The sequence below is a fragment of the Croceitalea marina genome (genome assembly GCF_042684265.1).
Taxonomy (GTDB): Bacteria; Bacteroidota; Bacteroidia; order Flavobacteriales; family Flavobacteriaceae; genus Croceitalea; species Croceitalea marina.
This window is the reverse complement of the sequence record NZ_JBHULB010000081.1, coordinates 133,016-157,724: the sequence shown is the minus strand read 5'-3', so window position 1 is coordinate 157,724 and position 24,709 is coordinate 133,016. Positions and strand designations below refer to the sequence as shown.

The following is a 24,709-nucleotide window of genomic DNA, read 5'->3' as shown; positions in this document are numbered from 1 at the left end:
ACCTACAGCTCTATCTTGATGAGTTCGTTTACAAACTTAATAGACGGTATTTCGGGGAAAGACTGTTCGAAAGAGTAGTTATTGCTAATATCACAGGGTTATGACACTTAACGGATATTCAAAAAAAGAAATATAGTTACTAGTGACTGTATACAATTTTTGTACTTAATAATGAAAAAAATAATCTGGATAATATTTTTTGCCTTTTCCATGAACTCTTTTTCACAAGAGAGTAATGAACCAATTTGGTGGGAAATGGATAGAAATGGAAAACATCTAGAGGTAGCAAGTTATTTACTCTACAAAGTTCAATCTGATTCGACAAGAAATAAACATGCCGACTTCTTGCATATTGCACGAGCGTATGGATATTTAAATGATTATGAAAAAGCGAGTTTCTACTGGAAAAAATGTGCGGATGACAATGCCGAAAATTGCGATGAACAATTCTGGTGGTATTATAAAGGGACCTTAGCCTTTTTCGAAAGAAATCGCGAGGAGCTCTTAAAGTATATGTTATTATTGAAAAAAAATCATTCAGATTATTATGCAAAGAATGCAAGAATATTAGAATCTCTATATTATAAATTTGATAAAGGATATCAAGAAGCATGTATACCGGAAAAATGAATTACTAAGTACAACAAAACCTAAACGTAATGCGGAGTTTAGAGCTTGGTCGAAAGGTTTGTGTATTTTTATAAAGACCGCAAAATCTTTGGGATTTAGCTTTGGACAAGAAAAAATAAAACTGTACTCGCCGGTACCCAACGGCGCGTTCGGGCGGACAATAAGCTTTAGCCCAAACCGTTAGAACACATTACCAAAAAATTATGAAAAAACTGACAATCCTTCTTGCTATAATTATACTTTCTTGTCAAACAGAAAAGAAAACCGAATGCAACTATATCACTGACTATTACCAAACTGTCTACAAAGCAGATTGGGAATTTGAAACAAAGAACTACCAAAAAGCCTTCAATTTATATAATGAAGCGTTCAAATCTTGTGAAGCAATAAATACAACTAATTACAATGAAATTGGCAAATACACAGAAACTACTGCGATATTAAAAAAATTCGGAATAACCTATGAATATGCTAAAAAGCAAATCTTAAATGGCGTAGAATTAAACACGTTTGGAAACAATGAGAATTTCAATGAATTTCTTAAATCAGAATATGGAGAAAGATTAGTTTCAGAATATCAAAAATTAAGAGAAGAGTTTGAAAAAAATGCAGATTTCAATCTTCGAGACGAACTGATTTCAATGCGAACTGCCGACCAACTTTATAGAAATGGAAATTATCAAGAAAATATTGCTAAACAGGACAGTATTGATGAACTTCATGAAAATCGACTTATTGAAATTTTTGAAAATATTGGTTATCCAACTGACAAAATAGTAGGCCCGCACACAAGAGATTACCCAGTTGATGTAGGACTTTTTCTTCTACATACGGATGACAGTATCCGAATGAACTACTTTGTTCCTAAAATGAAAGAATTTGTACAAAATGGTAAAGCTTCACCTTGGACTTTAGGAACTATTATCGACCAGTACCATCTATATAACGGAGACCCTCAAATTAATGGAACCTATAAGGCACAAGGAGGTGGATATGCTAAAATGATTTCGGATTTGAAAAAAGTGGACAGTAACCGAATTTCAATCGGACTATCACCATTGCAATTAAAAGAAAAAAAGGATAGTCTGAGAAGAATCAAATATGGATTTTAAAACACCTTGTATAACAAAGAACTAAGATAAAAAATAACTCTATTCTAAATTAAGTTTGAAACATAACTACCCTTTACCAGAACCAATCAATAAGTATTATAGTCAAAAAAAATCATTCGTCTATATTCCACTTTTTGGTCAGAACAGAAACAAAGCCGTCATCATAGGGCAATCTAGATTTTGCAATAGATTTTAAAGAATAGATTTGAACTTCAGCAGTTACTCACACTCCCACTTAAAATTCGCAATATTAGCGTTGCTACCGGCGGACAAATTGTAATGCCACCATTCAGTACGAATAGACCAAAAACCGTATTTTTCCATGGTTTCTTTAAGGAGTTTTCTATTGTCTAAAATCTCTTGTGGTAAATCTAAATTATCATGGTAAGCCCGTTTTCCAAAAAAGTCAAAATCAGTACCCATATCCAGCTCCTTACCCTCTAAATCTACCAAGGTAATGTCTACTGCACCACCTTTGTTATGTATAGAGCCTTTTACCGGGTTTGCTACATACTGTGGGTTAGGTACTATCTTCCACATTTTATATTGTACGGAATTGGGCCGATAACAATCAAAAAACTTAATCTTCACCCCTTTTTTAAGAAATTCAGTATTAGCCTTTAATAAGGCTTTGGCAGTCCGCACTCGTGTATAACATTCAGCACAATCGTATACCTTGGCCTTTAAAAAGTTGTTTTCCGTTGCATAGCGCATATCGTATTCAAAATCATGACTGAAATCCGCTAAACGAATAAAGGTGGTGTCCGCTAATCCTTCAAATGATTTTAGAACAGGTTCTTGAATCTTCTTAGATTCTTCTTCTACATGAATACCAGAATCTGTAACCACAACTTTTATCTCTTTTGGAATTTTAGTAGAAGTTGTATTCGCTGCTTTCGGTTTACAGGCTATTGCCAGTAGAATCAGCATAATAAAACTAAGATTTCGCATTAGTCTTGTTTTTGTTTTGCCATCCATTCGTATAATTCATCCGTAGTGTATGCCCTTTCCCAAGAATTATGACCTACATCTTGGTAGCGGGTGTAGGTAACATCATACCCCATCTCTTTAAGCTTTTTCACCATTCTGTCCGATTCATCAACCGCAATTACTTTGTCAACATCTCCATGAAAAACCCATATCGGTAATTTCTTATTGATCCAATGTGCGTAAGGTACCGGTGCCATGCCACAAACTACTGCTAGAGCTGCCCACTTTTTAGGGTACTGAACTGCCAAATCCCAAACGGCACTACCTCCACGACTTAATCCTGACAAATAAATACGTTTAGGGTCTACCCTATTTGTAGCTATGATAGAGTCTAAGAGCTGGTTAACGGCATTTACATTCCACCATTTGCGTTTATATGGGTTTTGCGGTGCCAATACTAAAAAAGGAAACTCTTTACCTTCGACCAATAATTTTGGAGGGCCATTTTTTTTAAGCTCATCAAGTTCTCCACCTGCCTCACCTCCACCATGTAGAAATAACAATAGCCCAAATTGTTCTTTTGGGTTTTCTTCATATTCTGCCGGATAGTATAGGTAATATTGTAGTTTTTCCGTAGTTACAGTTTCAATTTCAGCATCTATCAATTTACTTTGACCTGCACAAGATTGTAAGAGGAGAAAACTAAAAAGCAGTATACTATATCTCATTTTCTATGGTTTTCTAACAATCGACTAGTTCACAAAGTACAGAGTTATTTATTGATTAACTGTATTGATTCAAGATATTCTCAAATAATTCTTGTTTTCCGCTAATTTGTTCAGGCTCTCCATGTTCGCTTGCGTAAGCGTATAAGTCTATAAGGCCTAATTTTCCTGAGACGAACGCTGCACCTTTTCCACTTTTAAAAGAGCTATATCGCTTTTCTAGTAACGATTCATAGGCTGAATTCTGAATAATATTATCGGCTATTAAAAGTGCCCTGGCAAACGTGTCCGCCCCGCCGATATGTGCTAAAAAGATATCTTCCAGATCCGTTGAATTACGTCTGGTTTTGGCATCAAAATTTACACCGCCGCCTTGTAAGCCGCCAGATTTCAAGAAAACCAACATCGCTTCCGTTGTTTCCAAAATATTGTTCGGAAACTGGTCCGTATCCCAACCGTTCTGATAATCGCCTCTATTGGCATCTATACTTCCTAACATTCCGGCATTCGCCGCAACTTGTAATTCATGTTGAAAGGTGTGTTGTGCCAAGGTGGCATGGTTTACCTCAATATTCAACTTAAAATCATCTTGAAGTCCATATTCCCTGATGGTGTTAATTGAAGTAGCCGCGTCAAAATCGTATTGATGCTTTGTAGGTTCCATGGGTTTGGGTTCTATAAAGAAAGTGCCTTTAAAACCTTGTTGCCTCGCATAGTCTTTGGCCATATTTAAAAAACGCCCAATATTATCTTGTTCAAGCTTCATATTGGTATTCAACAAGGACATATAACCTTCTCTTCCTCCCCAAAAAACATAGTTCTCACCATCAAGTTCCATAGTGGCATCTAAAGCAATTTTAACCTGTGCCCCTGCCCTCGCAACTACATCAAAATTAGGATTAGACGCTGCGCCGTTCATATACCTAGGGTTCGAGAAACAGTTAGAGGTACCCCAAAGCAGCTTTACATTTGACGCATTTTGCTTTTGCTTTAAATAAGCTACAATACTTTGTATTCTTTTCTCCGATTCTGCTAAGGTCGGTGCCTCATCGATTAAATCAAAGTCATGAAAACAGTAATAATCAAAACCCATTTTAGTAATAAACTCAAATGCGGCATCGGCCTTTTCTTTCGCTGCGTTCAAAGGGTTGGAGTCCACACTCCATGGAAAGTTTTTCGTTCCCGGGCCAAAAGGATCTCCTCCGGTTCCGCATAAGGTGTGCCAATAGGCCATGGCAAACTTAAAATGCTCGCGCATAGTTTTGCCAGCTACCATCTGCTCAGGGTTATAAAATTTAAATGCTAAGGGATTGTCCGAATCTTTTCCCTCATATTTTATTTTTCCTATGCCTTTAAAATATTCTTTGTCACCTAAAACCGCCATGGTACTTCGCTTAATTGATTATTAATTCTAGTTCTTTTTTCCAGTTTTGATAGGCTTTTTGATAAGCCTTAATATCCTTTAAAGGATTATATGATAGTATAAAATCATTTTTCATAAAGGTCGAAAATTCATCGTATCCCTTCTCTGTAATTGCACAAGCTCTTGCTGCCCCAACTGCACCCGTAGTGTCATAGATTTCAATTTCTTGTCCTATTAATGTAGCTATGGTATTTGAAAACAAACTCGACCTGAAAAGGTTATCGTTTCCGGCTCTTATAACGCTTGGCTGCATACCATCAGCTTTCATTATTTCAATGCCATAAACAAAAGAAAAGGCGATTCCTTCCAAAGCCGCCCTACACATATGAGCTTTCGTGTGTATGTTCAAATTTAAATTAAGTACACGTGTACCAGTGTCTCTGTTGTTCAACATTCGCTCTGCACCATTACCAAATGGAATTATAACAAGTCCATCAGAGCCGACCTTGACCTTATCGGCCAATTCATTCATTTCTTGATATGAACCGACATCCAAATTATTTAGAAGCCATCGGTATTGAATACCGGCACCATTGATACAAAGTAGTTTGCCAATGCGCTGCACCCCTCCTTTTTCGTAATTGACGTGTGCAAAATTATTTACACGAGAAGTTTCTTTTGCGCTTAAAGAATCTGTTATGGCATATACAACACCTGAGGTGCCCCCAGTTGCTGCGACCTCTCCGGGATTAAATACATTAAGTGCCAAAGCATTATTAGGTTGGTCACCGGCACGGTATAAAATGGGGGTTCCTTCGATAAGTCCACTTTCACTTGCACCCTTTTTGGATAAAATCCCCTGCTTGCTAAATGTCTGCACAAGATTAGGAAAATTTTCCTTGGAAAATTGATAATACGCTACTACGTCTTTTGAAATACTATCTTCTTTAAAGTCCCAAAGAATTCCCTCTGATAATCCGGAAACAGTAGTATTGATACTATTGGTAAATTTAAATGCGATGTAATCACCCGGTAGCATAAACTTATCCATTCGTTCATAAACATCAGGCTCATTTTCTTGTACCCATTTTAGCTTAGAAGCGGTAAAGTTCGCCGGCGAGTTAAGAAGCTTCGTATCGCATACATCTTCACCGATAGCGCGATAAGCATTATCACCTATCGCAACAGCTCTACTATCGCACCAAATAATAGCATCTCGTAAAGGATTTCCTGAATTATCGACCAGTACCAAGCCGTGCATTTGGTAGGCAATACCAATGCCATGTATGCTATTTTCTGAAATATTATTTTCTGTGATTACTCTTTTTATCGCAGTACAAACATGGGTCCACCAAAGTTCAGGGTCTTGTTCTGCCCATCCAGGTCGAATAGCGGAAATAGACATTTCTTCACTCGGCTCTTGAACAACGGCCAAACTAGAACCTGTGTTACTATCTACCAATGCTACTTTAACCGAAGAGCTTCCTAAATCTATTCCTAGATAGAACATATTTTAAATCATAGAGACTCTCAAATGTAATAAATGTTCCACTGATTAAAGTATTTCCACTAAAGAGTTCAAAACACTATTACTTCCTCATTTTTTCTAATACAAAAATGAGTTAAAATTATTGGTTGCCTGTGTAACAAGCATAAACAAAGGAGTTCAACAGTTGGTATACTAGTACCGTTTAAAGTTATTTAATTTCAGAATAAGCTATTCTTAGGCTGTAATAAGACATTCATTTTATGATTGGAATCATTTGTATGGTATAAAAAGTAAGCTTAAACTTATTTTTATTACATAAGAAGTAGGATTTTATCGCGAGTAAAGCATGGAGTCCCAATAAAACTATTTTCATGTTGATAAGAAACAGATTCACCTATTTAACCCTTGTATTAATCTGTAATTTACATTTATCTGTACGCAGTCAAGAAGTAGCGAATTATGAAGCAGATTGGACATCTTTACGCACCGTAAACCCTGCTCCGGACTGGTTCAAAGATGCCAAATTCGGTATTTATACCCACTGGGGACCCGTATCATCAGCTTTTGTCGGGGCAGACCCAGAAAAAGTCTATAGTGGTTGGCATGGTATGAAAATGTACGATAACGGAAAACTCAACAAAAACAATATTAGAAAACCTAGTAACAACTATGTCCATCACAAAAAAAAGTATGGTAATCCTAAAAAATATGGTTACACCCATATTATAGAACAGTTTAATCCATCAGCTTTTAATGCAAAAGAATGGGCCGATTTGTTTGCCTTATCAGGGGCGAAATTTGCCGGGCCTGTTGCCATGCATCATGATAATTTCGCCATGTGGGATGAAAACAACGCGATGGAATTCCATGAATTATGGGGGTATTGACCCATCGGCAGAACTTAAGAGAGAAATTGAGGCTCAAGGCATGAAATTTATGGGCTCGTTTCACCATGCCTTTACATGGAAATTCTTTGCCCCTGCACATTTATATGGAGGGGTTTCTGAAAAAGACTATGATTTGTATACAAATCCGCACGAATTAGAATCAAATATTCCAGATAATGATTTTTACGAATCGTGGTGGGCAAAACTCAAAGAATTTATTGATTTGTACCAGCCAGATTTAATTTGGTTTGATTGGTGGTTAGAAAATATGACCGAAGAATCTCGAACAAAATTCCTAGCCTACTACTACAACAAGGGCTTAGAATGGAACAAGGAAGTGGCGGTGTGTTACAAAGAAAGTACTTTTGATGAGGATACCGCCGTTAGGGATTATGAACGTGGTAGGCCCAACCAACCTAAAGCTAATTTCTGGTTAACCGATACTTCACCCGGGGCATGGTTTTATAGGCCGAATGCAAAATTCAAAAATCCGAATGAACTTATTGATATCTTGATAGATATTGTTTCAAAAAATGGAAGTATGTTGCTCAACGTACCACCAAACCCAGATGGTTCCATTCCTTCAGAGATGAAAGACTTGTTGGCAAATATGGGCGAATGGCTGTCCGTAAATGGAGAGGCCATCTATGGGACAAGACCATGGACAATTTTTGGGGAAGGCCCTACACGGCTGCCGGAAGGTGGACATAAAATAGAAAAGATAAAAATAGCTTATACCAATACAGACATCAGATTTACCAAAAAATCGGACAAGGTAATATATGCTATCGTTATGGATCAACCGAATGATAACACACTGATTAAATCATTTAGTACCGAAATAGGTGTGTTGAATTCTAAAATTGAAGAAATAGAACTTTTAGGGAGTAAGGCTAAAATTCAATGGAAACGCGATACAACAGGTTTGGTGATATCAGCTCCTGAATCCTTTCCTACCGATTACGCCCATGTTTATAAGATTACCCTAGAAGGATATTCAGAAAATGACATCGGTGGCGCCGTAGAAGATCATGTTGATTGAGAGTTGATGCTTTTAAATAAAAAGGGGGCGTTTTTACGGGTATTTTTTGTTAAGTGATTGGCGATAGGATTACCACAGGTTTTCCTTTGCGCTCAATGTTGCAAATAGGAAACCCAGCAGCTTTCGCCGCTTGGCTTTTTATTTATCCCAAAACTCAAACTGAAGTTTGGCCTTTCAATAAATAAAAGAACCACGCCAAGGGGCGTGGTTTCCTGAGTATCGTGATCGCGAAAGGATTCGAACCTTTGACCGTCTGCTTAGAAGCTTCTTTAAAGGAACTTCTTCAAAATTTAAATTAAGCATATCTTATTGATTTTTAGTTGTTTAAATACAATTTGGTTTTAAATCATATCATTTGATTTCAAGTATTTGTTTGCAAATTGTTTGCAAATTTTTTTATTACCTTGAAGTGTATGAGGACGTATTTAAGCCTATTATTGGATACTAGAAGAGCCAAAAAAGACGGCTCTTACCCTATCATTTTTCGTCTTACCCATCTCAGAAAAACAACATCAATTTCAACAGGATATTCAATATTAGAGAAATATTGGGATTCTAAAAAATGTACAATTAAAAGGAACTATACTAGAGTAGAATCCATTGCTAGGCTAAACACTTTGCTTCTTAAAGAGGAAGCAAGGGCAAATGATATCATTAATCAACTATATGATAAGGGAAAGCTTAATTATTTTTCTATTACTCAGGTAAAAAATAGGATCACCCGAAACAATACCTATGATTCATTTTATAAATATGGAGAATTACTTTCTGAGGAATTGAAAGTCTCACATCAATATGGCACGTCTAGGAGCTATAGAGGAATTATTTCCATACTAAGGACTTTTACCAAAGGAAAAGACTTAAAGTTTAATGAACTCAACTATGACTTTATAAAGCGATTTGAACGCTACCATCTAGCTAAAGGAAACAGCATCAATAGTCTTTCAGTTTATCTAAGAGCTATTAAGGCTATTTATAACAAAGGTATCAAAGCCGGACTGGTTGAAAAAGAAGCTTATCCATTTGCTAATTATTCCATACGACAAACTCCAACAGAAAAGCGAGCACTGAATATTGATGATATTAGAAAAATTATGGAACTAGAAATTCCGAAGGATATGGTTTTGTATCGATACCGAAACTATTTCATTTGTTCTTTTCTATTATATGGGATGAACTTTACAGATATGTGCTATCTCAAATTGAAAAATATTGTAGATGGTAGAATCAAATTCAGAAGAAGAAAAACTTCTAAACTATATGATATCAAAATAACGGAGCAATTAGCTCAAATTCTTATCATATATCTAAAGGGAAAGGGTAAAGAGGACTATATTTTCCCAGTAATAAAAAGAGAAAATCCAGAACTACAAGAGCGAGAGATTTCTTGGGAACGCCAACGCTACAATAGAGGCTTAAAGACTATAGGGGAAATGTGTGGTATTGAACAAAGACTAACCACATATGTTTCGCGTCACAGTTTTGCCACACAAGCTATGCTCAACAATGTACCTTTGCAAGCTATCTCTGCCATGCTTGGTCATAGTAAACTAAACACCACCCAAATTTACCTAAAGTCTTTACCAACAAATATACTTGATGATTATAATCAGCAGTTGATAGAAATGATATAGGAAAAGTGAATAGTTCCTAAAAATTTAATAAACCAACTAGTTTTAAAAAAAGCCGGTTTAACTAAACCTATTCTATGAAAACTATTTTTCATCGAAAAGCATCAAAAAATCATCTACCTGAACGGATTCTGCTCAATGTCTCTTGGGTCATTCCTAAATACGAGGCTATCATGCTTAACGGAACTCTTTGTAAGATACCAGGGTGAGTGTTGATGAATATTTCATAACGTTCTGCGGCAGTATTAAAATGAATGTTGTCAAGTCTTTTGTCTAACAATAAGATTCCTTGATTACTAAATAGTCGGCCTATTTTTTCGAGTTCACGGCTAGAAGAAAACAGTTCTTCCAATTTAGCATATTCAAATTTCCATAAGACACATGGCTCCAAAGTTTCTATCCATTTATTGCTTGGCTCTCTTGTAAAAAAACTTCCAATGGCTCCAACAAATTCATTTTCTGGGCCTATCCAACAAGTCACATCTTTACCATCTTTATAGAGATAGATTCTGATCAAACCTTTCTCTACAAAATAAAGGTTATTGCATACATTGCCTTCTTCAAGAAGTATCGTTTTAGATGGGTATTCTACCCTTTCGATAGTACTAAGCAGTAGCTTTTCATTTTCGGGGGACAAATTACCAATATCCCGGAAGGTTCTCAATAAGTTTTCCATTCCACGTATTCTCTATTTTTTAATCTTCAAGGTTTCATTTCTAAGACGCTATCACAAGTGTTTTGTTACTTCAAATTTTCACTTTCTTATCATCTATATGTTACGCTCCCTATTATTTGATATATATCAAATATATTCTATTGGCAAATTTTCATTTTTGCCATTCATCAATCAATAATATAAACATGAAAAAAATCGTCCTATTCTCTTTATTCTGCTTAATTAGTACATCAACAGTAATATCTCAAAATGCAATTAACCCATCAAATCTCAAGATAGACAAAGCCTTTATATTTCCAGAAAAGTACACAATGAATATGTTCTTTATTGTGGATTCTCAAAAAATACCAATGGGGAAAATTCATACCTCATTAGTTAAAGTAAACGAGAATATTGCTATCATAACCAAGTTACAAATGCCAAATCAAACGGATGGTCAATGGATAGATAGCACCGTTGTTAATTCTACAAATTTTAAGCCTTTATATCATTCGTCAAAAAACCCTCAACGAGAAATGGTTATGGAATTTGGTAAAAAAATCACCGGTTATTATAAAGATTTAATGACCGGTTCTAAAACTCAAATTTTAGAGACGACTATTGAACCTTTTTTTGACAGCAACTTTTACCCTTATCTAATACGGTTACTACCGCTTGAAGATGAATATGCTACTGCAATATACATGTTTGATTACAACCCAAAATCAAAAATTGGAATTATGAAAGCAACCATTTTGGACACTAAGTCAAGTGAAATTGATTTTAATGGAAAAGAAAGAAAAATTTGGGTGGTTAAAACCACTAATGACATTTCTGATAATAAATTCATTACCACCTTCTATATAGATAAAACAACAAGACAAACACTGAAACAGGTTACTGAAAATGAACGTGGGCAACTTGTTATGGAGCGCACAGAATAAGTAACCATTGACACAATCAAAGTCAATTAAATAAACACCTATAAATGAGCAAAGAAAATAGAACAATAGAATTAGAAAGAACCATTAATGCACCACTAAAACTGGTTTGGAAAGTGTGGACAAACCCAGAACATATTGCCAAATGGTGGAGTCCCAAAGGAATGGAAACCCAAATAAACCATTACGAATTTAGTGAAGGGAACACCTGGAAATATATTATGAAGCTGCCAAATGGACAAGAATTTATTGCTGAAGGCCAATTTAAAGAGATTGAAGCTCCCATTAAAATTGTAACCGAAGCCCATTTTCGTCCAAAAACTGAAGGTGTTCTTCTGGAAACACTCTTTGAGAATCAAGGGTTACAAACCAAATTAAAATTTAATGTGGTACACCCCACCGAAGAATACAAACTGGCACAAGAACAAATGGGCGTAGATAGCGGATGGGAAGCAGCTATTGATAGGTTTGCTGAATGTATATGGAATTTATCATAATCAAAAAATCATATCAACATAAGATTCCATCGAATCAGTATAACCACTACAATAATACTATTTGAAAATAGACGAGTGAATTTCAGCGTAAAATACTTCTTGGATTGGAAGAAAATCAAGTTATGACCAATACCCTTAAAATCAGCATTTTTCTATTCCTAATGGTTCGGAGCATTGGATTTTCGCAACAAAAACAAGATAGTTTAGCAAATAGGATTTCAAAAATTAGTACAGCTACCACTGCAGAAAAATCAACAAAATCTTCCATTCCAGTAGAAACGATGTTCGGTAATCGAAAAGTAAACTATCTGTCAATATTAAATAATAAGTTAGGGAACAGTAAGAAGTTAAGTTATTTCAGTGTAATCACTATTGCTGCTCCATATGATAAGACCAATGGCCCTAATGAATTAATTGTTTCTAACGCATTGACTTATAAATTAAGTAAAAAATTGTTTGCTACGGGAGGGCTGCAGTACCATTTTCTAAAGGGAGTTGTTCCTGCTAGTGGTTTCCAGTTTTTTCCCGCAAATGCCAAATGGCTATTTGTTCTTAGTTCAAGCATTGCTTTTGCGTTAAACACTAGCTTTCAAAATGTTGGTATTATGGAGTTTAAGCCTTGTATTTCAAATATATTAAAGCTATACACCAGAGTACAGGGAATTTATAACATTAAATTAAAAAATAACCTTCATGAAAGAAGTCTTCTTTATCTACGTACGGGACTTACTATTAAAAGAACCAGTTTGGGTTTAGGTTTTAATATGGACTTTTACGGTCCTGATAAAACAAAACAGGAGAACTTTGGGATTTTTATCCATCAATTGTTGTGATATGATTGATATTTTAAAAAAAGTAAATAGCTATCCATCCATCTTGCTACTATTAATATTTATGTGTAGTTGTAAGAGTACCAATCTTTCGTATTTCAACAAAACGCTTCCTACCACAACACCGGTATTATTTGCTCCTAATTTGGTCAATACTAATAGGATTGAACTTAATGTGGTTTTTAATTATGATCATACAGAAATGTTCTTCTCAAGAATTGTAGAGAATAGTTTTGTGATACATCATTCTGAACTTATAAATGGTGAATGGTCCAATATCGAACCCGTTAAAATGTATGCCGATGATGTTTTAGTTTCTGTTGCCTGTGACCCTACTATTACTAAAGACGGAAAAACCATGTATTTTCTTGGTGTTGACCCAGGGTTATATACTAATGATGTTACTAGAGAAGAACTTTATAAAATACCTCCAGACATTTATAGAAGCAGAAAAGTGAAAGGAAAGTGGGAGTTAGCCTCTAAAGTGGATTTTTCAGTTTCCACTGAATATATAGAAACCTATCCTGTGGTTACGGCTGATGGGAGTTTATATTTTCGTTCAAACAGACCCAATAATAAAGGAGGAATGCAGACCTATCGTGCGCATTACCTGGGAGATGGAAAATTTGAAACACCTGTTTTAGTAAACCTTAAGACAGAGCACAAAGAACTAATAACCTATGTTTCACCAGATGAGCGATATGCCATTACCAATGGACAGGGTAGATTTCAAATAACGTTTAAAAAAAATGGCGAATGGACTAAACCGAAAGAAATACCCTTAAACTATGATAGTGATTGGAGGTATTATTGTCCTTACATGTCTTCAGATGGAAAGTATTTTTTCTATTCCAGACGATACAATGACCCCAACAAAAAAGGATGGGTTGGAGTGGAAAAAGGAGAGGTTTATTGGGTAAGCGCAGACATACTTTTAGACGTAAAATAGAATAAAATTTCAGTAAAAAAATTAAAAGATTGGGACACTGATTTTAATTAAAACTTACTACAAATAATGAAAAAAACATACTTAATAAGTTTTGTCTTACTGTTGCTTATAATAGGCTGCAACGATAAGACCAAAAAGTTATCTGAATCCAAAAAAACACCTAGAGTGCCAGATTCATCAAAAGCAACTAAAACATCCAATCAAGAAAAAATAAAACAATTCAATTGGGATGATATAGCCGAATCAACTGTTGATATTGGTGCTTTTCCATATATCTCTCCTCCGGAGGGAATGGTTGTAGATAAAGAATATTCGACGTCTTATGAGTTCGATAAACTCGAATTTTTTGATGGCAACTCTTCCTTTGTTTTAGATGGTAGGGTAGAAAGGATTAAGACAGAAATGGAAGGTGATAAAGAGTGGCAAGAATACTACTTTCAAAAAAGTATTTCAGAATATTTAAAATCCATAGGGGCACAACTACTATTTGAAGGGCAAATACCGAATGAGTTTATCCAGAAATGGGGAGAGGACCCTAATGCCATATATGCCCATATGCATGAATTCTATGCAGGCGATGTTGTGAATTACCCCGTTAGTATTTATGTCCTTAAGACACCGAATAAAAAAATAGGTGTTCAAGTTTCGCCAACCTCAAAAAGAATAGGTATTGTAGAAAACAGTGCATTTGTACAAACTATAGAAAAAATATCAGCAGATGATATTTTTAAGGCTATTGAAAAAGAGGGAGTAGCCACATTGTACATCAATTTTGATACGGGAAAATCTAGAATCAAAGCCACATCTTATGAAGTTATTGGCGAAGTTGCTAAAATGATGATAGACAATCCAAACCTAAGAATTAGTATAGAAGGCCACACCGATGCTACAGGTAACCCAATGGATAACATGAGACTATCTAAAAGCAGGGCTCAAACTGTGCTTTTAGCCCTAACTGATGAAGATGTAGATGCTGCAAGGCTACAGAGCAAAGGTTTTGGCCAAACAAAACCAATTGATACAAATACTACTGAAGAAGGAAAAGCGAAGAATAGAAGGGTTGAATTAAGAAAACTAAACTGATTGAAAAAACGGAGTTATTGAATAAGTTCAAATCTTAAAGCTAATGAAAAAACTATTAATTATCGTCTTTGGAATATCTTCAATATTACAATCATGCAAACATGATAAAGCTAAAGAGATATCAATTTTAAACCAAGAAAAAAAATCATTTGATTATTTAAATGTCGATTTAAAAGAGCAGTCAGACTATTACTGTAAAGTAAAAATCAATAATGACGAAGGGGTTACTACAGATTACCTAATGAGCAGTAGTAATGCCATGAAAAAAGAAAACATATTAACATTATTTGGTATCTCACTGAACGATGCGATGTATGAAAAATATGAACTTTATATCAGCTTAAATAGAGTTCATAACTCTATAGATCCAAAACTCGAAGTTGGAACTTACAAAATAATTCCACTTTTTTCAGATATCGAAGATGATAGTTTAAGCTTTCGAATTGGTGAAAGTGTAATTAGTGAACAAAATTTTGAGGAAACTAAAAAAAATAATCTATTACATGAGATAGAAGGAAGCTATGCACTTGTATCTGATTATCCTAACGTCTTAAAAATTAATGATGTAATCAATTTAGGAATTACAGAAAAAAGCTTGTACTACACAACCGGCAAATATCGAGTAAAAGGAGAAGCTCAACTCGAATTATTAAGTGTTGATACTGAAGAGAAACTAACGGTAAGTATTGACTTCGATGTTGAGCAAGAATGGTATTTAAGCAAAAAGAATCTTGATTAAACTAGAATATCAATAAAAAGAAAAATGATTAAAAAACAATTTTTAGCAATAACTATATTAGCTTTATTAACATTATCTTGTTCTTCAGATGATGACCCGAGAGATAATTACCCCAAAAAAAAGGACATTTCATTTTCTGTTACATCTTCTGACACGGATCGATTATCAAGAGTAACAATTAAGATTATAGGGAATGGTGTGGAAATTTCTAATTCTTCTTATAGTCAGTCCCATCTACCTTTGACAAGGGAATATTTGAAACAATCAATTCCCTTCCAAACACTATTAGGTATTACATATGAAGATAACTCAGGCGGAGAGATTGGAGTTCCTTTTGAGCCATATAATATTAAATTTATAATAAAAGTGGACTCTGAAACTGTTGCTGAAAAAGAGATTACGATTAACGGCCCTGGTACTGTTGATTCTGTTGAGTTTACATTTAATTAAGAATTTGGGTTACAAAGTTTACCCGCAATTTGACAAACTTGAATGTGTTTGGATTTACCAAAATTCCCAAACTCAAAACCAAATCGTATAAATAACTAACGATTCCTACTTTTTTCAATTATGAGAGACTGGTATAAAAAATACACAATGAAACATAGCTTTACATATTATCTTACACTCATAATAATCAAATTAAAAGGTTTAAAACAAAAATTTAGTCAAGACCCTATTGATTATGAATCCATACGCAAAGAAGATGTATATAAACCCAATGGAAAGTTCTTTAAAAAGAACATAACTAATAGGTTACAGATATTAAACACCTCAATTACTGAAATTGGGCTTAATGATTCAAATAAACTCATATTGTTTATACACGGTGGAGCGTTTATCTCTGGTCCTGGTAAACATCACTGGGATACCGTAAAATCTATTGTTCAAAGTACAGATTGCACAATTTGGATGTGCAATTATCCAAAGGCGCCCGAATTTCATATCAGTGACATCTCAGAGAATATTGATGCTGTTTTTATGAAGGCTACTGAAGTGTTTGAACCCAAAAACATAATCTTATTAGGAGATTCCGTGGGCGGAACATTAATCACAAGTTTAGTGCAAAGACTGTTACAAGAAGAATGGCAATTGCCCAAAAAATTACTATTGATTTCACCAGTAATGGATGCTTCTTTTACCAATCCAGATATTGATAAGATAGATTCCTTTGACCCCATGCTCTCAAAAAAAGGGCTGTTAAGTGCAAAGAAAATGTGCGCAAAGGACTACCATTTAAAAGACCCTATCATTTCCCCTATTTATGGAAGTTTTGAGGGTTTTCCAGAAACGATTCTTTATGCGGGGGAAAGGGACATTACCTATCCTGACCAAATTTTGGCCTACAAAAAAGCAAAAAAAGCTAACGTAAACATCAAACTGATTGAGGGAGAGAACATGCCTCATATTTGGCCCTTTTTACCTATTATGAAAGAAGCGAAGATGGCATTAAATGGATTAATAACCAAAATCAAAGAATAATCTAGGTAATTCTCTGAATAAGTTATCAGTTTAATCTCTTGAATACAGTTAAAGACAGTCTAAATCCTAAATATTTTGCATAACAATCCAATTAAAATCACAGCTTTAACCTCTTTCTGCGTTGACTTCTTTCCAGAAATCGGCACAACATATGTAGGTGGTAATTCTTTAAATTTTGCTACACAATGTAGAATATTAGGTCAACCTAATATTTCAGTAATTGGTGCCATTGGAAAAGATACATTTGGAGATCTTATCCAACAACATTTACATAGCTATACTATAAATACTTCTAGAGTATACGCTAGTGGCGAACCTACGGCATCAAACAAAATTTTTATTGATAAAAATGGAGATCGGTTCTTTAAAGAAGATAGTTGGAATGGAGGAGCTTTTGATACATTCAGATTATCTGAAAATGACTGGGATTCCGTTAGAAATAGTCAAATAATAGCCATGCCAGCAGGTGATCCCAATTTAATAGAACTGCTGGATAGAAGACATCCGGATCAATTGGTAGTGATTGATTTTTTAGACTATTTGGGATTAGATTATATAGAAAAACATATAGACAATATTGATATTGTTTTTTTAAGCGGAAAAGAAAATCAATTAAATGACCTTTTTGAACTATCTGTAAAAAAGCAAACTTTGATTGTTCCTACAATGGGGGCAAAAGGCAGTATCGCTTTTTTTGAAAACAAAAGATACTTTCAAAAAGCAATTGAAGTTGATAAAATAATTGACACGACAGGATGTGGCGATGCCTTTCAAGCAGCATTTAGCATAGAATGGTTTTATACAAAAGACATTAAAAAATCCTTATACGCTGGCGCTTTTGCTGCAAGTAAGGTCCTAAGTTTTTTAGGTGGAGTTCAAAAAATAATTAATTAAAAATCTTAATTATGAAGATAAAGACATTTCAAAAAATAGGCGGGTTCTCCTCAATTTCATTAGGTTTAATTTACATCTTAGCCTTCGTAGTCTATGGTGGGATATTAGATTATCCGAGCAAAGAAGCATCTGAAACTGAAAGACTAGCATTCTTGTCAGATAATTACTTAGTGCTATCCTCAATAACTTTTATTAGCTACGTCTTGTTCGGGATAATACTAGCTGTTCTGGTGATAGTTATGCATCAGCGAGTAAAAGATAGTTTTCCCAACAGTTCTTTGGTTACATCTGCCTTTGGTATCATCTGGGTTGGTTTGGTTGTTGCCAGTGGAATGATTGCAAATATTGGACTTAATTTGGTATTGGAAATTGGAATTGAGAATCCTGAAAAAGCCATGACAATCTGGTCTAGCGTGGGTATTGTTTCAGAAGGACTAGGTGGCGGCAATGAGATAGTTGGGGGGATTTGGGTGCTGCTATTAAGTACTATAAACCTCAAAAGTTCCCTTTTTTCAAGGTCATTGAACTTTATAGGCTTGCTTGTGGGTTTTGCAGGTATCTTAACTGTTTTACCTATTGATATATTCAAAGAGGTTTTCGGAATTAGCCAAATCATTTGGTTTATATGGATTGGTATGACATTAATTCGCAAACCAATCGACATGAAATACAATGTAATTTAAAATATGAATTCCAAATTGGCAATCAAGATAATGTTATGGGCATTGGCAGGCATCATATTCTTTCACTTTACCGTCATATTTAAACTGGTGCCTTTTGAAATCACCTGGGGAGGTAGATTAAAAAGTGATATGGAGATGTACATTTTCGAAAGCATTTCAATCCTACTCAACCTACTTTTGTGTACAGCGCTCCTTATAAAGGCTACGTATTTGAAAGAGGTTATATCAATGAAATTCGTAAATATCATTTTATGGTTTTTTCTTTTTCTGTTTGTCTTAAATACGATTGGAAATCTTTTCGCTAAAACACATATCGAGAAATTCTTTGCCATACTCACTTTTATGTTCTCCCTTCTGATTTTTATCATCCTTAAGAAAAAACCACAAGATAAATTCTACCGAAATTCTTCAACAAAAAAATCATGAAACAACTCCTTTACCTTGTAATCTGCTTATTTGGCATCCAAATTTTAGTAGCACAAAATACTCAAACTCAAATTGAGATGATTCCTTCTAATTGGAACGTCCCCAATGATGCCTTGTTTGAAAAATTTGACAATAGAAAAACCCTTGTTCTAAAAAATGGTAGAGCAACAGTAAAGAATTTGAATTTTACTAATGGATCTATCGAGGTAGATGTATATGCTAAATCTAAAAGAAGTTTTGCCGGTATCAGCTTTAGGGAACAAGACGATACATTAGAAGAGGTTTACATGCGATTACACAAATCCAATCAGGCAGATGCGGTACAGTACACACCTATGTTTAACAACGAATCCAACTGGCAACTATATCGGGAACACCAAGCAAATACATCTTTTAAGGATGAAGGTTGGAATACCTTGCGCATAGAATTAAAAAACCGAAGCGTTCAAGTATTTGTGAATAACGTCAAGGTTATGACTGTGGATAACTTAAGAACAGAACAAAAAGAAGGTATTATCGGACTTTGGGCTTTATTTGGGAACCGATTCTCAAACTTTAGGGTTACGCATGGCAGTATTTCTGAAAAGCAAGCTGAAATAGAAACACCAAATAGGGACATGAATATCATAAGGTATTGGGAAATCACAAAAGCGTATCCCTACGAAGAAGGTAAAGTAAGATTCGAAGATTTTTCAAAAGAAAATTACACTACGGTATCAACCGAAGCATCTGGATTATTACCTATATCCAAGTATGTTAAAAAGACAACCTCTGGTAGCTTTGAACGAAATAAGGAAGAATATGTGGTTGCCACTACATCCATCAATTCAAAGACAAATAAAACACAGATTTTTTCTTTTGACTATAGTGATAAAGTTTTGGTATTTATAAACGGTAAACTTTTTTTTAATGGTAATAACGCTTTTAGACAAAAAGGCGTCCAATTTATGGGGCACATAGATATCAATACCAACAAACTATATCTTCCACTTAAAAAAGGTGAAAACAAAATTCATTGTGTGGTTATAGAAAAAGCTAATGGCTGGGGATTAATTGGAAAATTAGAATAATCTTTTACAACAGGGTTGAAACCTTTCAAACTAACTTAAACGGATCATCCAAAAAGGGCTTTTATGGAAGATTTATTATTGAAATGTATAACAACAACGAGCAAATCCTTGGAAGAAGAGATCAGTCCTTTAGAGAAAAAGTTAAAGCCTTTGAAGTTCAAAATGGGTTAGACCATCCTAAATATGGTAGGAGTGTGTTCATCGGCCTATTTTATTATGGATGGAGGTTTCTATGAGTATTATTTGAATGATGATTTAAACAGTAAAGTGATTGACCCTTGAAGTAATTTCAAAAAACCTTAGCCTTGGCAATGAAATGAAAATATAACGCTTTCAGAACTTAGTAAATGGTATACTTGATGTATAAATTTAGATTTACTCAATGAATTCGGAAATAATAGAAACGAAGATAAATAGAACCAAACAGCGTATTCAACTCAGAGATAAAAGACATCTGGGTTTTGCTGAATACGGTCCTCGTGACGGATATCCAATAGTCTATTGTCCCGGCTCACAAAGCTCAAGATTAGAAATGCATTATGATCTTTCTTTTACAATTACCCATCAGCTAAGAATTATTGCAGTAGATAGGCCAGGTCATGGGATGTCAGACTTTAATCCAAAGGGTAGTATTCTTGAATTTGCACGAGACATCAAAGAACTGATGGGGTTCCTCAAGATAGATCGATTCTCAGTTGCAGCCATGTCTGCTGGAGCTCCTTTTGCTTTCGGTATTGTTTATAAAATTCCTGAGAAAATTAATCAAATGGCTATTGTTAGTGGATTTGCTCCTCTAACAAAGCATAATAAGAAAGCTTTGTCTAGAAAAATTAAGCTGATGCTTGGTGTGTCAAAATCATTTCCTAAATTCTTTGCCCTACTCTTAAGGTTTCAGGCGAAGCAAATAGCTAAGAACCCTGAGAAAGTACTTCAAAGTTTTTTAAAAATGATGAATGACTCAGACAAAAAAATCCTTGAGAACCCAGCGGTGATTAAGGTGCTTCAAAATATGTTTACAGAAGCCTATAGAAATGGCAGCAAAGGGGTTGCTTATGAGATTTCTAAGATATTGGTAAAAGATTGGGGGTTTGATTATAGCAAGACACAAGTTCCTATATCATTTTGGCAAGGAGAGAAAGACAATAACGTTCCTTATGAGTGGGCCGAATTTATGGCGAATCAAATAGAGCGATCCAGTTTGAAAACATACCCTAACCATGGACATTTATTGATATTTGATCATGCCGAAGAAATTTTTTCAAGCTTAAAAGATCCCGTATCGTTAAACTGATGATCATGATGAAAATAGTTGACAAAAAAATATTTTATAAAGCTCTAGTAAAATTCTACATCCTCTTTTTATTCTTGTTGGTTGGAGCCTGTGTCCCCGAAAATAAGAATACACTATATACTCTGGAACAGAGTCCGAATCATTTTCCAATTGACTTCAAAAGTGAACTTGTTCCCGAAGGAAAAATCATCCATAGAGGAATTTTTAGCCCCGACCTTAAAGAGTACTATTACACAGTTTCCGACACGAACTTCGGAAACTTTCAGGTCTATATAATTCATAGCCTAAATCATGGCTGGTCCGAACCCGAACTTGCTTTTTTTAATAGTCAATACAATGAGCATGGAATGAGTTTTTCTCCGGATGGAAATACTCTTTATTTCAGTTCTACGAGACCGATTCCAATGGAAGGAGTCAGTGCAACATGGCACCTGTGGAAGTCTGAGAAATTGAATGGACGATGGAGTGAGCCTGTTTTTGTAGACATTCCCAATTTAAGGAGTAAGCTGGTTTCTCATCCCACCGTTACCAATTCAGGAACCCTTTACTTTCATTCGAGTAACCTTGACTATAGTGAAATGAGCATTTATCGATCTAAAAAAGTGAAAGGAGTTTTTCAAGAGGCAAAGCAAGTCTCATTTTTCAACAATTCAGAAATACCAACCTGTACGCCATATGTTTCACCTAATGAAGACTATTTGATCTTTGCTTTGGTTGGAAATCAGCTTGATTTGATGATTAGTCATCGTGATGGTCAGGGGCATTGGTCCAATCCGATAAAATTGGATAAAAAAATAAATACGCATGGACAAGGAAACCCATATGTAACACCAGACAACAAGTTTTTGTTTTTAGCAACTGGCAAAGAGGGAGACTCATGGAAGATTCAATGGGTGAATATTGAAGGAGAATTGGAAAATCATTCATTTCAAAATGGTTACAACCTTCCTTAATAGCCGGGAAAAGTTTGATCAAATAGAACACTTATAAAAACCGATAAAATCAAATTATGAACACAAAAATATTGATGACCTGTAGCGCTACTTTCTTGTTCATAGCAGCTCCTCATAAGCTAAAAAAAATCGGATGAAAAAGATCGGAAAGACAATTTTAGCAGTGCTCGTATTGATTGTTGTAATTCTTTTTGTGTATACCAAAATAGATAAAAGTCCTTCTGAAGATACCATTAGCAAAGAATTAAGGAATTGGAAATCAAACTCGGAAGTCTTTCAATTCCAACAATTCAATATTTCCTATTTCGACACCAAGGATGCATCCAAAGAGGTTATTGTATTGCTTCATGGATATCCAACGTCGTCCTTTGATTGGAGCTTACTATGGGAAGATCTGAAAAAAAACTACAGACTCATAGCTTTAGACATGTTGGGTTTTGGTCTGTCCGATAAACCTAGTGATATTCAGTATTCCATTTCTCTTCAGGCGGACATCCAAGAGGCTATTTTAAAAAATCTCCAGATTAAAAGGTTCCATATTTTGGCTCATGATTATGGAGACAACGTTGCTCAAGAAATGATCGCGCGCTTTATGGAAAGCGGATCAAAATATCCTTTCCAAATCAGGTCAGCAACACTGTTGAATGGAGGCTTGTTCCCAGAAACTCATAAGCCTACCAGGGTGCAATCTTTACTAGCGAGCCCATTAGGAAGTCTTATTTCCCCTCTTGTTAATCAATCACTCTTTGAGAATAGCTTTAAAAAAGTTTTCGGAGCGCAATTCCTTCCATCAAAACAAGATCTTATTGACCAATGGTATTTAATATGCCAACAAGGAGGCAACAGAATCAATCATAAATTAGTTCATGCCAGCAACGACAGAATCGTCAATCAAGAACGATGGAGAAATACACTTGTTCAAGATAGAATTCCCATACTTTTTATAAATGGACTACAAGATCCTGTGACTGGCAAAGAGACCGTTGATAGATACAGAAAGATTGTTCCAAACCCAAACCTAATTACGCTTGATTCCATTGGGCACTTTCCTCAATTGGAAGCACCAAAATTGGTCCAAAAAAATCTTGTTAGGTTTATAAATAATCCAGAAATGATTTTTGAAGAACCAAAGGTCCTTATTAACGTAGTTACAACGAATTTATAAAAAATATCAAATGAAAAAGTTACTGAAGAGTACATTACTCACAATTCTTTCAATTGTCCTATTCCTAATTGTACTTTTATCAATTCAATATACACCTACTTACGTTTATCGACTCATAATTATGAATGTAGCGGATGTTTATGATTATAACAATTTTGAAAATCATAGGATTAAAGGAGCAAAACATGCGAATACATTTATTTCAAATCCAAAAGAGAAGTATATAGAATCCCTATTTGAAGAACTCGTAACTAAAACTGGATTTAACAGCTTTAAAGACTGGGCAACCGGGTCTCAAACGACTGCTCTTATTGTTATAAAAAGAGATACAGTCATTTATGAGAAATATTTTAATGGTTTTAGTAGAGATTCCTATTTCCATTCTCAATCTATGGCAAAGTCTTTTATATCGTTTTTAATTGGGACTGCTATTGATGATGGTTTTATAAAAAGTGTTAATGAACCCATCACAAATTATATTCCTGAACTTATAGAGCGAGATTCAAACTTCGAAAAAATAACCATCGAACATTTACTTGAAATGCGTTCAGGGCTTGAGTACAACACAAGTCGAATACCCTTCACTAATATTCATTCTCCTTGGCACGACGAAGCGGTTGGATACTATCATCCCAATGTTCGAAAGTTGTTGCTTAAGGATGTAGAAGTTTTATCCGAACCAGGAAAAGATTTTCAATATTCTAATTATAATACAAGCTATTTAGGATTAATTCTAGAAAGAGCTACTAACTTATCTGTATCAAATTATTTGGAGCAGAAATTATGGTCAAGAATTATGGAATATGATGCGCTTTTTTCCATAGACAGCAAAGAATCTAATTTTGAATATATGCCAAGTCGTTTGATTGCCCGAGCGATTGATTATGCGCGTTTCGGTCAGTTAATGCTAAACGAAGGAAACTGGAATGGTAATCAAATTATATCCAAAGATTGGGTTTGGGAATCTACTAGAGAAAACAAATCAATTCCTAGAGCTATATACCCTAAATGGTTTGGTAGAGGAGAAAAAAGAATTTACTATAACTACCAATGGTGGGGGCATGTAAATAAAGATGGTTCTTTTCATTTCTATGCAAACGGAAACCTAGGACAGAATATTTACATTATACCACAAAAAGAAACTGTAATTGTCCACTGTGGTAATTCACTTCAATATTACAGCAGTGATTTTGACTTATGGAACGTTGCTTTACAGTTGAAATAGAATTCAATAAGAGTTAG

25 protein-coding genes and 2 pseudogenes are annotated in these 24,709 nt (G+C 34.9%); 22 read left to right on the top strand and 5 right to left on the bottom strand.

Annotated elements, in window-relative coordinates; translation table 11 throughout:
- From ACFSQJ_RS17725 to ACFSQJ_RS17715, 3 genes and pseudogenes are all read left to right on the top strand, one after another.
- Positions 1–104: pseudogene (locus tag ACFSQJ_RS17725) on the top strand (IS1595 family transposase); the annotation flags it as partial.
- 67 nt (positions 105–171) lie between these two features.
- Complete coding sequence (locus ACFSQJ_RS17720; RefSeq protein ID WP_377768230.1) at positions 172–630, top strand: hypothetical protein; 459 nt, start codon at positions 172–174, stop codon at positions 628–630.
- Between the two features lie 203 nt (positions 631–833).
- On the top strand, positions 834–1,742 hold the full coding sequence (locus ACFSQJ_RS17715) for a hypothetical protein (protein ID WP_377768229.1): 909 nt from the start codon (positions 834–836) through the stop codon (positions 1,740–1,742).
- A 219-nt stretch (positions 1,743–1,961) separates the two neighbouring features.
- On the opposite strand, the gene ACFSQJ_RS17710 is transcribed toward ACFSQJ_RS17715, so the two are convergent.
- Genes ACFSQJ_RS17710 through ACFSQJ_RS17695 form a run of 4 tightly spaced genes read right to left on the bottom strand, consistent with a single transcriptional unit; the run spans position 1,962 to position 6,270 of the window.
- On the bottom strand, positions 1,962–2,693 hold the full coding sequence (locus tag ACFSQJ_RS17710; RefSeq protein ID WP_377768228.1) for a M15 family metallopeptidase: 732 nt from the start codon (positions 2,691–2,693) through the stop codon (positions 1,962–1,964).
- Positions 2,693–3,400, bottom strand: a complete 708-nt coding sequence (locus tag ACFSQJ_RS17705) for a carboxylesterase family protein (RefSeq protein ID WP_377768227.1) — start codon at positions 3,398–3,400, stop codon at positions 2,693–2,695. The genes ACFSQJ_RS17710 and ACFSQJ_RS17705 overlap by 1 nt, the downstream gene beginning before the upstream one ends.
- A 55-nt stretch (positions 3,401–3,455) precedes the next feature.
- The gene (xylA, locus tag ACFSQJ_RS17700; protein ID WP_377768226.1) at positions 3,456–4,781 is read right to left on the bottom strand and encodes a xylose isomerase; all 1,326 of its coding nucleotides are present in this window, start codon (positions 4,779–4,781) and stop codon (positions 3,456–3,458) included.
- A gap of 10 nt (positions 4,782–4,791) precedes the next feature.
- Positions 4,792–6,270 carry a xylulokinase gene (locus ACFSQJ_RS17695; protein ID WP_377768225.1) on the bottom strand — a complete coding sequence of 493 codons (1,479 nt, stop codon included), beginning with the start codon at positions 6,268–6,270 and terminating at the stop codon, positions 4,792–4,794.
- 350 nt (positions 6,271–6,620) lie between these two features.
- Between ACFSQJ_RS17695 and ACFSQJ_RS17690 the strand changes: the two are divergent.
- The 3 genes and pseudogenes from ACFSQJ_RS17690 to ACFSQJ_RS17680 form a co-directional block, all read left to right on the top strand.
- Positions 6,621–7,716: pseudogene (locus ACFSQJ_RS17690) on the top strand (alpha-L-fucosidase); the annotation flags it as partial.
- A gap of 9 nt (positions 7,717–7,725) precedes the next feature.
- Positions 7,726–8,178: an alpha-L-fucosidase C-terminal domain-containing protein gene (locus ACFSQJ_RS17685; RefSeq protein ID WP_377768233.1), complete on the top strand. Its 453-nt coding sequence runs from the start codon at positions 7,726–7,728 to the stop codon at positions 8,176–8,178.
- Between the two features lie 413 nt (positions 8,179–8,591).
- Positions 8,592–9,812, top strand: coding sequence for a phage integrase SAM-like domain-containing protein (locus ACFSQJ_RS17680; protein WP_377768224.1), 1,221 nt, complete (start codon positions 8,592–8,594; stop codon positions 9,810–9,812).
- Between the two features lie 109 nt (positions 9,813–9,921).
- On the opposite strand, the gene ACFSQJ_RS17675 is transcribed toward ACFSQJ_RS17680, so the two are convergent.
- Positions 9,922–10,485 carry a Crp/Fnr family transcriptional regulator gene (locus ACFSQJ_RS17675; protein WP_339144556.1) on the bottom strand — a complete coding sequence of 188 codons (564 nt, stop codon included), beginning with the start codon at positions 10,483–10,485 and terminating at the stop codon, positions 9,922–9,924.
- 185 nt (positions 10,486–10,670) lie between these two features.
- Between ACFSQJ_RS17675 and ACFSQJ_RS17670 the strand changes: the two genes are divergently transcribed.
- The 16 genes from ACFSQJ_RS17670 to ACFSQJ_RS17595 all read left to right on the top strand — a co-directional run bounded on the left by ACFSQJ_RS17670 (position 10,671) and on the right by ACFSQJ_RS17595 (position 24,692).
- Positions 10,671–11,408, top strand: coding sequence for a DUF3108 domain-containing protein (locus ACFSQJ_RS17670; RefSeq protein ID WP_339144558.1), 738 nt, complete (start codon positions 10,671–10,673; stop codon positions 11,406–11,408).
- A gap of 44 nt (positions 11,409–11,452) precedes the next feature.
- Complete coding sequence (locus tag ACFSQJ_RS17665) at positions 11,453–11,902, top strand: SRPBCC family protein (RefSeq protein ID WP_339144559.1); 450 nt, start codon at positions 11,453–11,455, stop codon at positions 11,900–11,902.
- Between the two features lie 104 nt (positions 11,903–12,006).
- Positions 12,007–12,735, top strand: coding sequence for a hypothetical protein (locus tag ACFSQJ_RS17660; protein WP_339335015.1), 729 nt, complete (start codon positions 12,007–12,009; stop codon positions 12,733–12,735).
- A gap of 1 nt (position 12,736) precedes the next feature.
- Positions 12,737–13,681: a hypothetical protein gene (locus ACFSQJ_RS17655; RefSeq protein ID WP_339144563.1), complete on the top strand. Its 945-nt coding sequence runs from the start codon at positions 12,737–12,739 to the stop codon at positions 13,679–13,681.
- A gap of 66 nt (positions 13,682–13,747) precedes the next feature.
- Positions 13,748–14,764: an OmpA family protein gene (locus ACFSQJ_RS17650; RefSeq protein ID WP_339144565.1), complete on the top strand. Its 1,017-nt coding sequence runs from the start codon at positions 13,748–13,750 to the stop codon at positions 14,762–14,764.
- 43 nt (positions 14,765–14,807) lie between these two features.
- On the top strand, positions 14,808–15,503 hold the full coding sequence (locus ACFSQJ_RS17645) for a hypothetical protein (RefSeq protein ID WP_339144566.1): 696 nt from the start codon (positions 14,808–14,810) through the stop codon (positions 15,501–15,503).
- A 24-nt stretch (positions 15,504–15,527) separates the two neighbouring features.
- A complete protein-coding gene (locus ACFSQJ_RS17640; RefSeq protein WP_339144568.1) occupies positions 15,528–15,953 on the top strand; it encodes a hypothetical protein in 426 nt (141 codons plus the stop codon).
- 147 nt (positions 15,954–16,100) lie between these two features.
- Positions 16,101–16,985: an alpha/beta hydrolase gene (locus ACFSQJ_RS17635; RefSeq protein WP_339144570.1), complete on the top strand. Its 885-nt coding sequence runs from the start codon at positions 16,101–16,103 to the stop codon at positions 16,983–16,985.
- 75 nt (positions 16,986–17,060) lie between these two features.
- On the top strand, positions 17,061–17,879 hold the full coding sequence (locus tag ACFSQJ_RS17630; RefSeq protein ID WP_339144571.1) for a carbohydrate kinase family protein: 819 nt from the start codon (positions 17,061–17,063) through the stop codon (positions 17,877–17,879).
- 11 nt (positions 17,880–17,890) lie between these two features.
- Entirely contained in the window at positions 17,891–18,562 is a 672-nt protein-coding gene (locus tag ACFSQJ_RS17625) for a hypothetical protein (RefSeq protein WP_339144572.1), read from the top strand.
- Between the two features lie 3 nt (positions 18,563–18,565).
- Positions 18,566–18,988, top strand: coding sequence for a hypothetical protein (locus tag ACFSQJ_RS17620; protein WP_339144573.1), 423 nt, complete (start codon positions 18,566–18,568; stop codon positions 18,986–18,988).
- Positions 18,985–20,058 (top strand): family 16 glycoside hydrolase, encoded by a 1,074-nt coding sequence (locus tag ACFSQJ_RS17615; protein ID WP_339144575.1) that lies wholly within the window; start codon positions 18,985–18,987, stop codon positions 20,056–20,058. Before ACFSQJ_RS17620 ends, ACFSQJ_RS17615 begins: the two co-directional genes overlap by 4 nt.
- Positions 20,059–20,440: 382 nt before the next feature.
- Entirely contained in the window at positions 20,441–21,349 is a 909-nt protein-coding gene (locus ACFSQJ_RS17610; protein WP_339144577.1) for an alpha/beta fold hydrolase, read from the top strand.
- Between the two features lie 5 nt (positions 21,350–21,354).
- On the top strand, positions 21,355–22,302 hold the full coding sequence (locus tag ACFSQJ_RS17605) for a TolB family protein (protein ID WP_339144579.1): 948 nt from the start codon (positions 21,355–21,357) through the stop codon (positions 22,300–22,302).
- A gap of 133 nt (positions 22,303–22,435) precedes the next feature.
- Positions 22,436–23,467, top strand: a complete 1,032-nt coding sequence (locus ACFSQJ_RS17600) for an alpha/beta fold hydrolase (protein WP_339144581.1) — start codon at positions 22,436–22,438, stop codon at positions 23,465–23,467.
- Positions 23,468–23,477: 10 nt separating this feature from the next.
- On the top strand, positions 23,478–24,692 hold the full coding sequence (locus ACFSQJ_RS17595) for a serine hydrolase domain-containing protein (RefSeq protein ID WP_339144583.1): 1,215 nt from the start codon (positions 23,478–23,480) through the stop codon (positions 24,690–24,692).
- Positions 24,693–24,709: the final 17 nt, after the last annotated feature.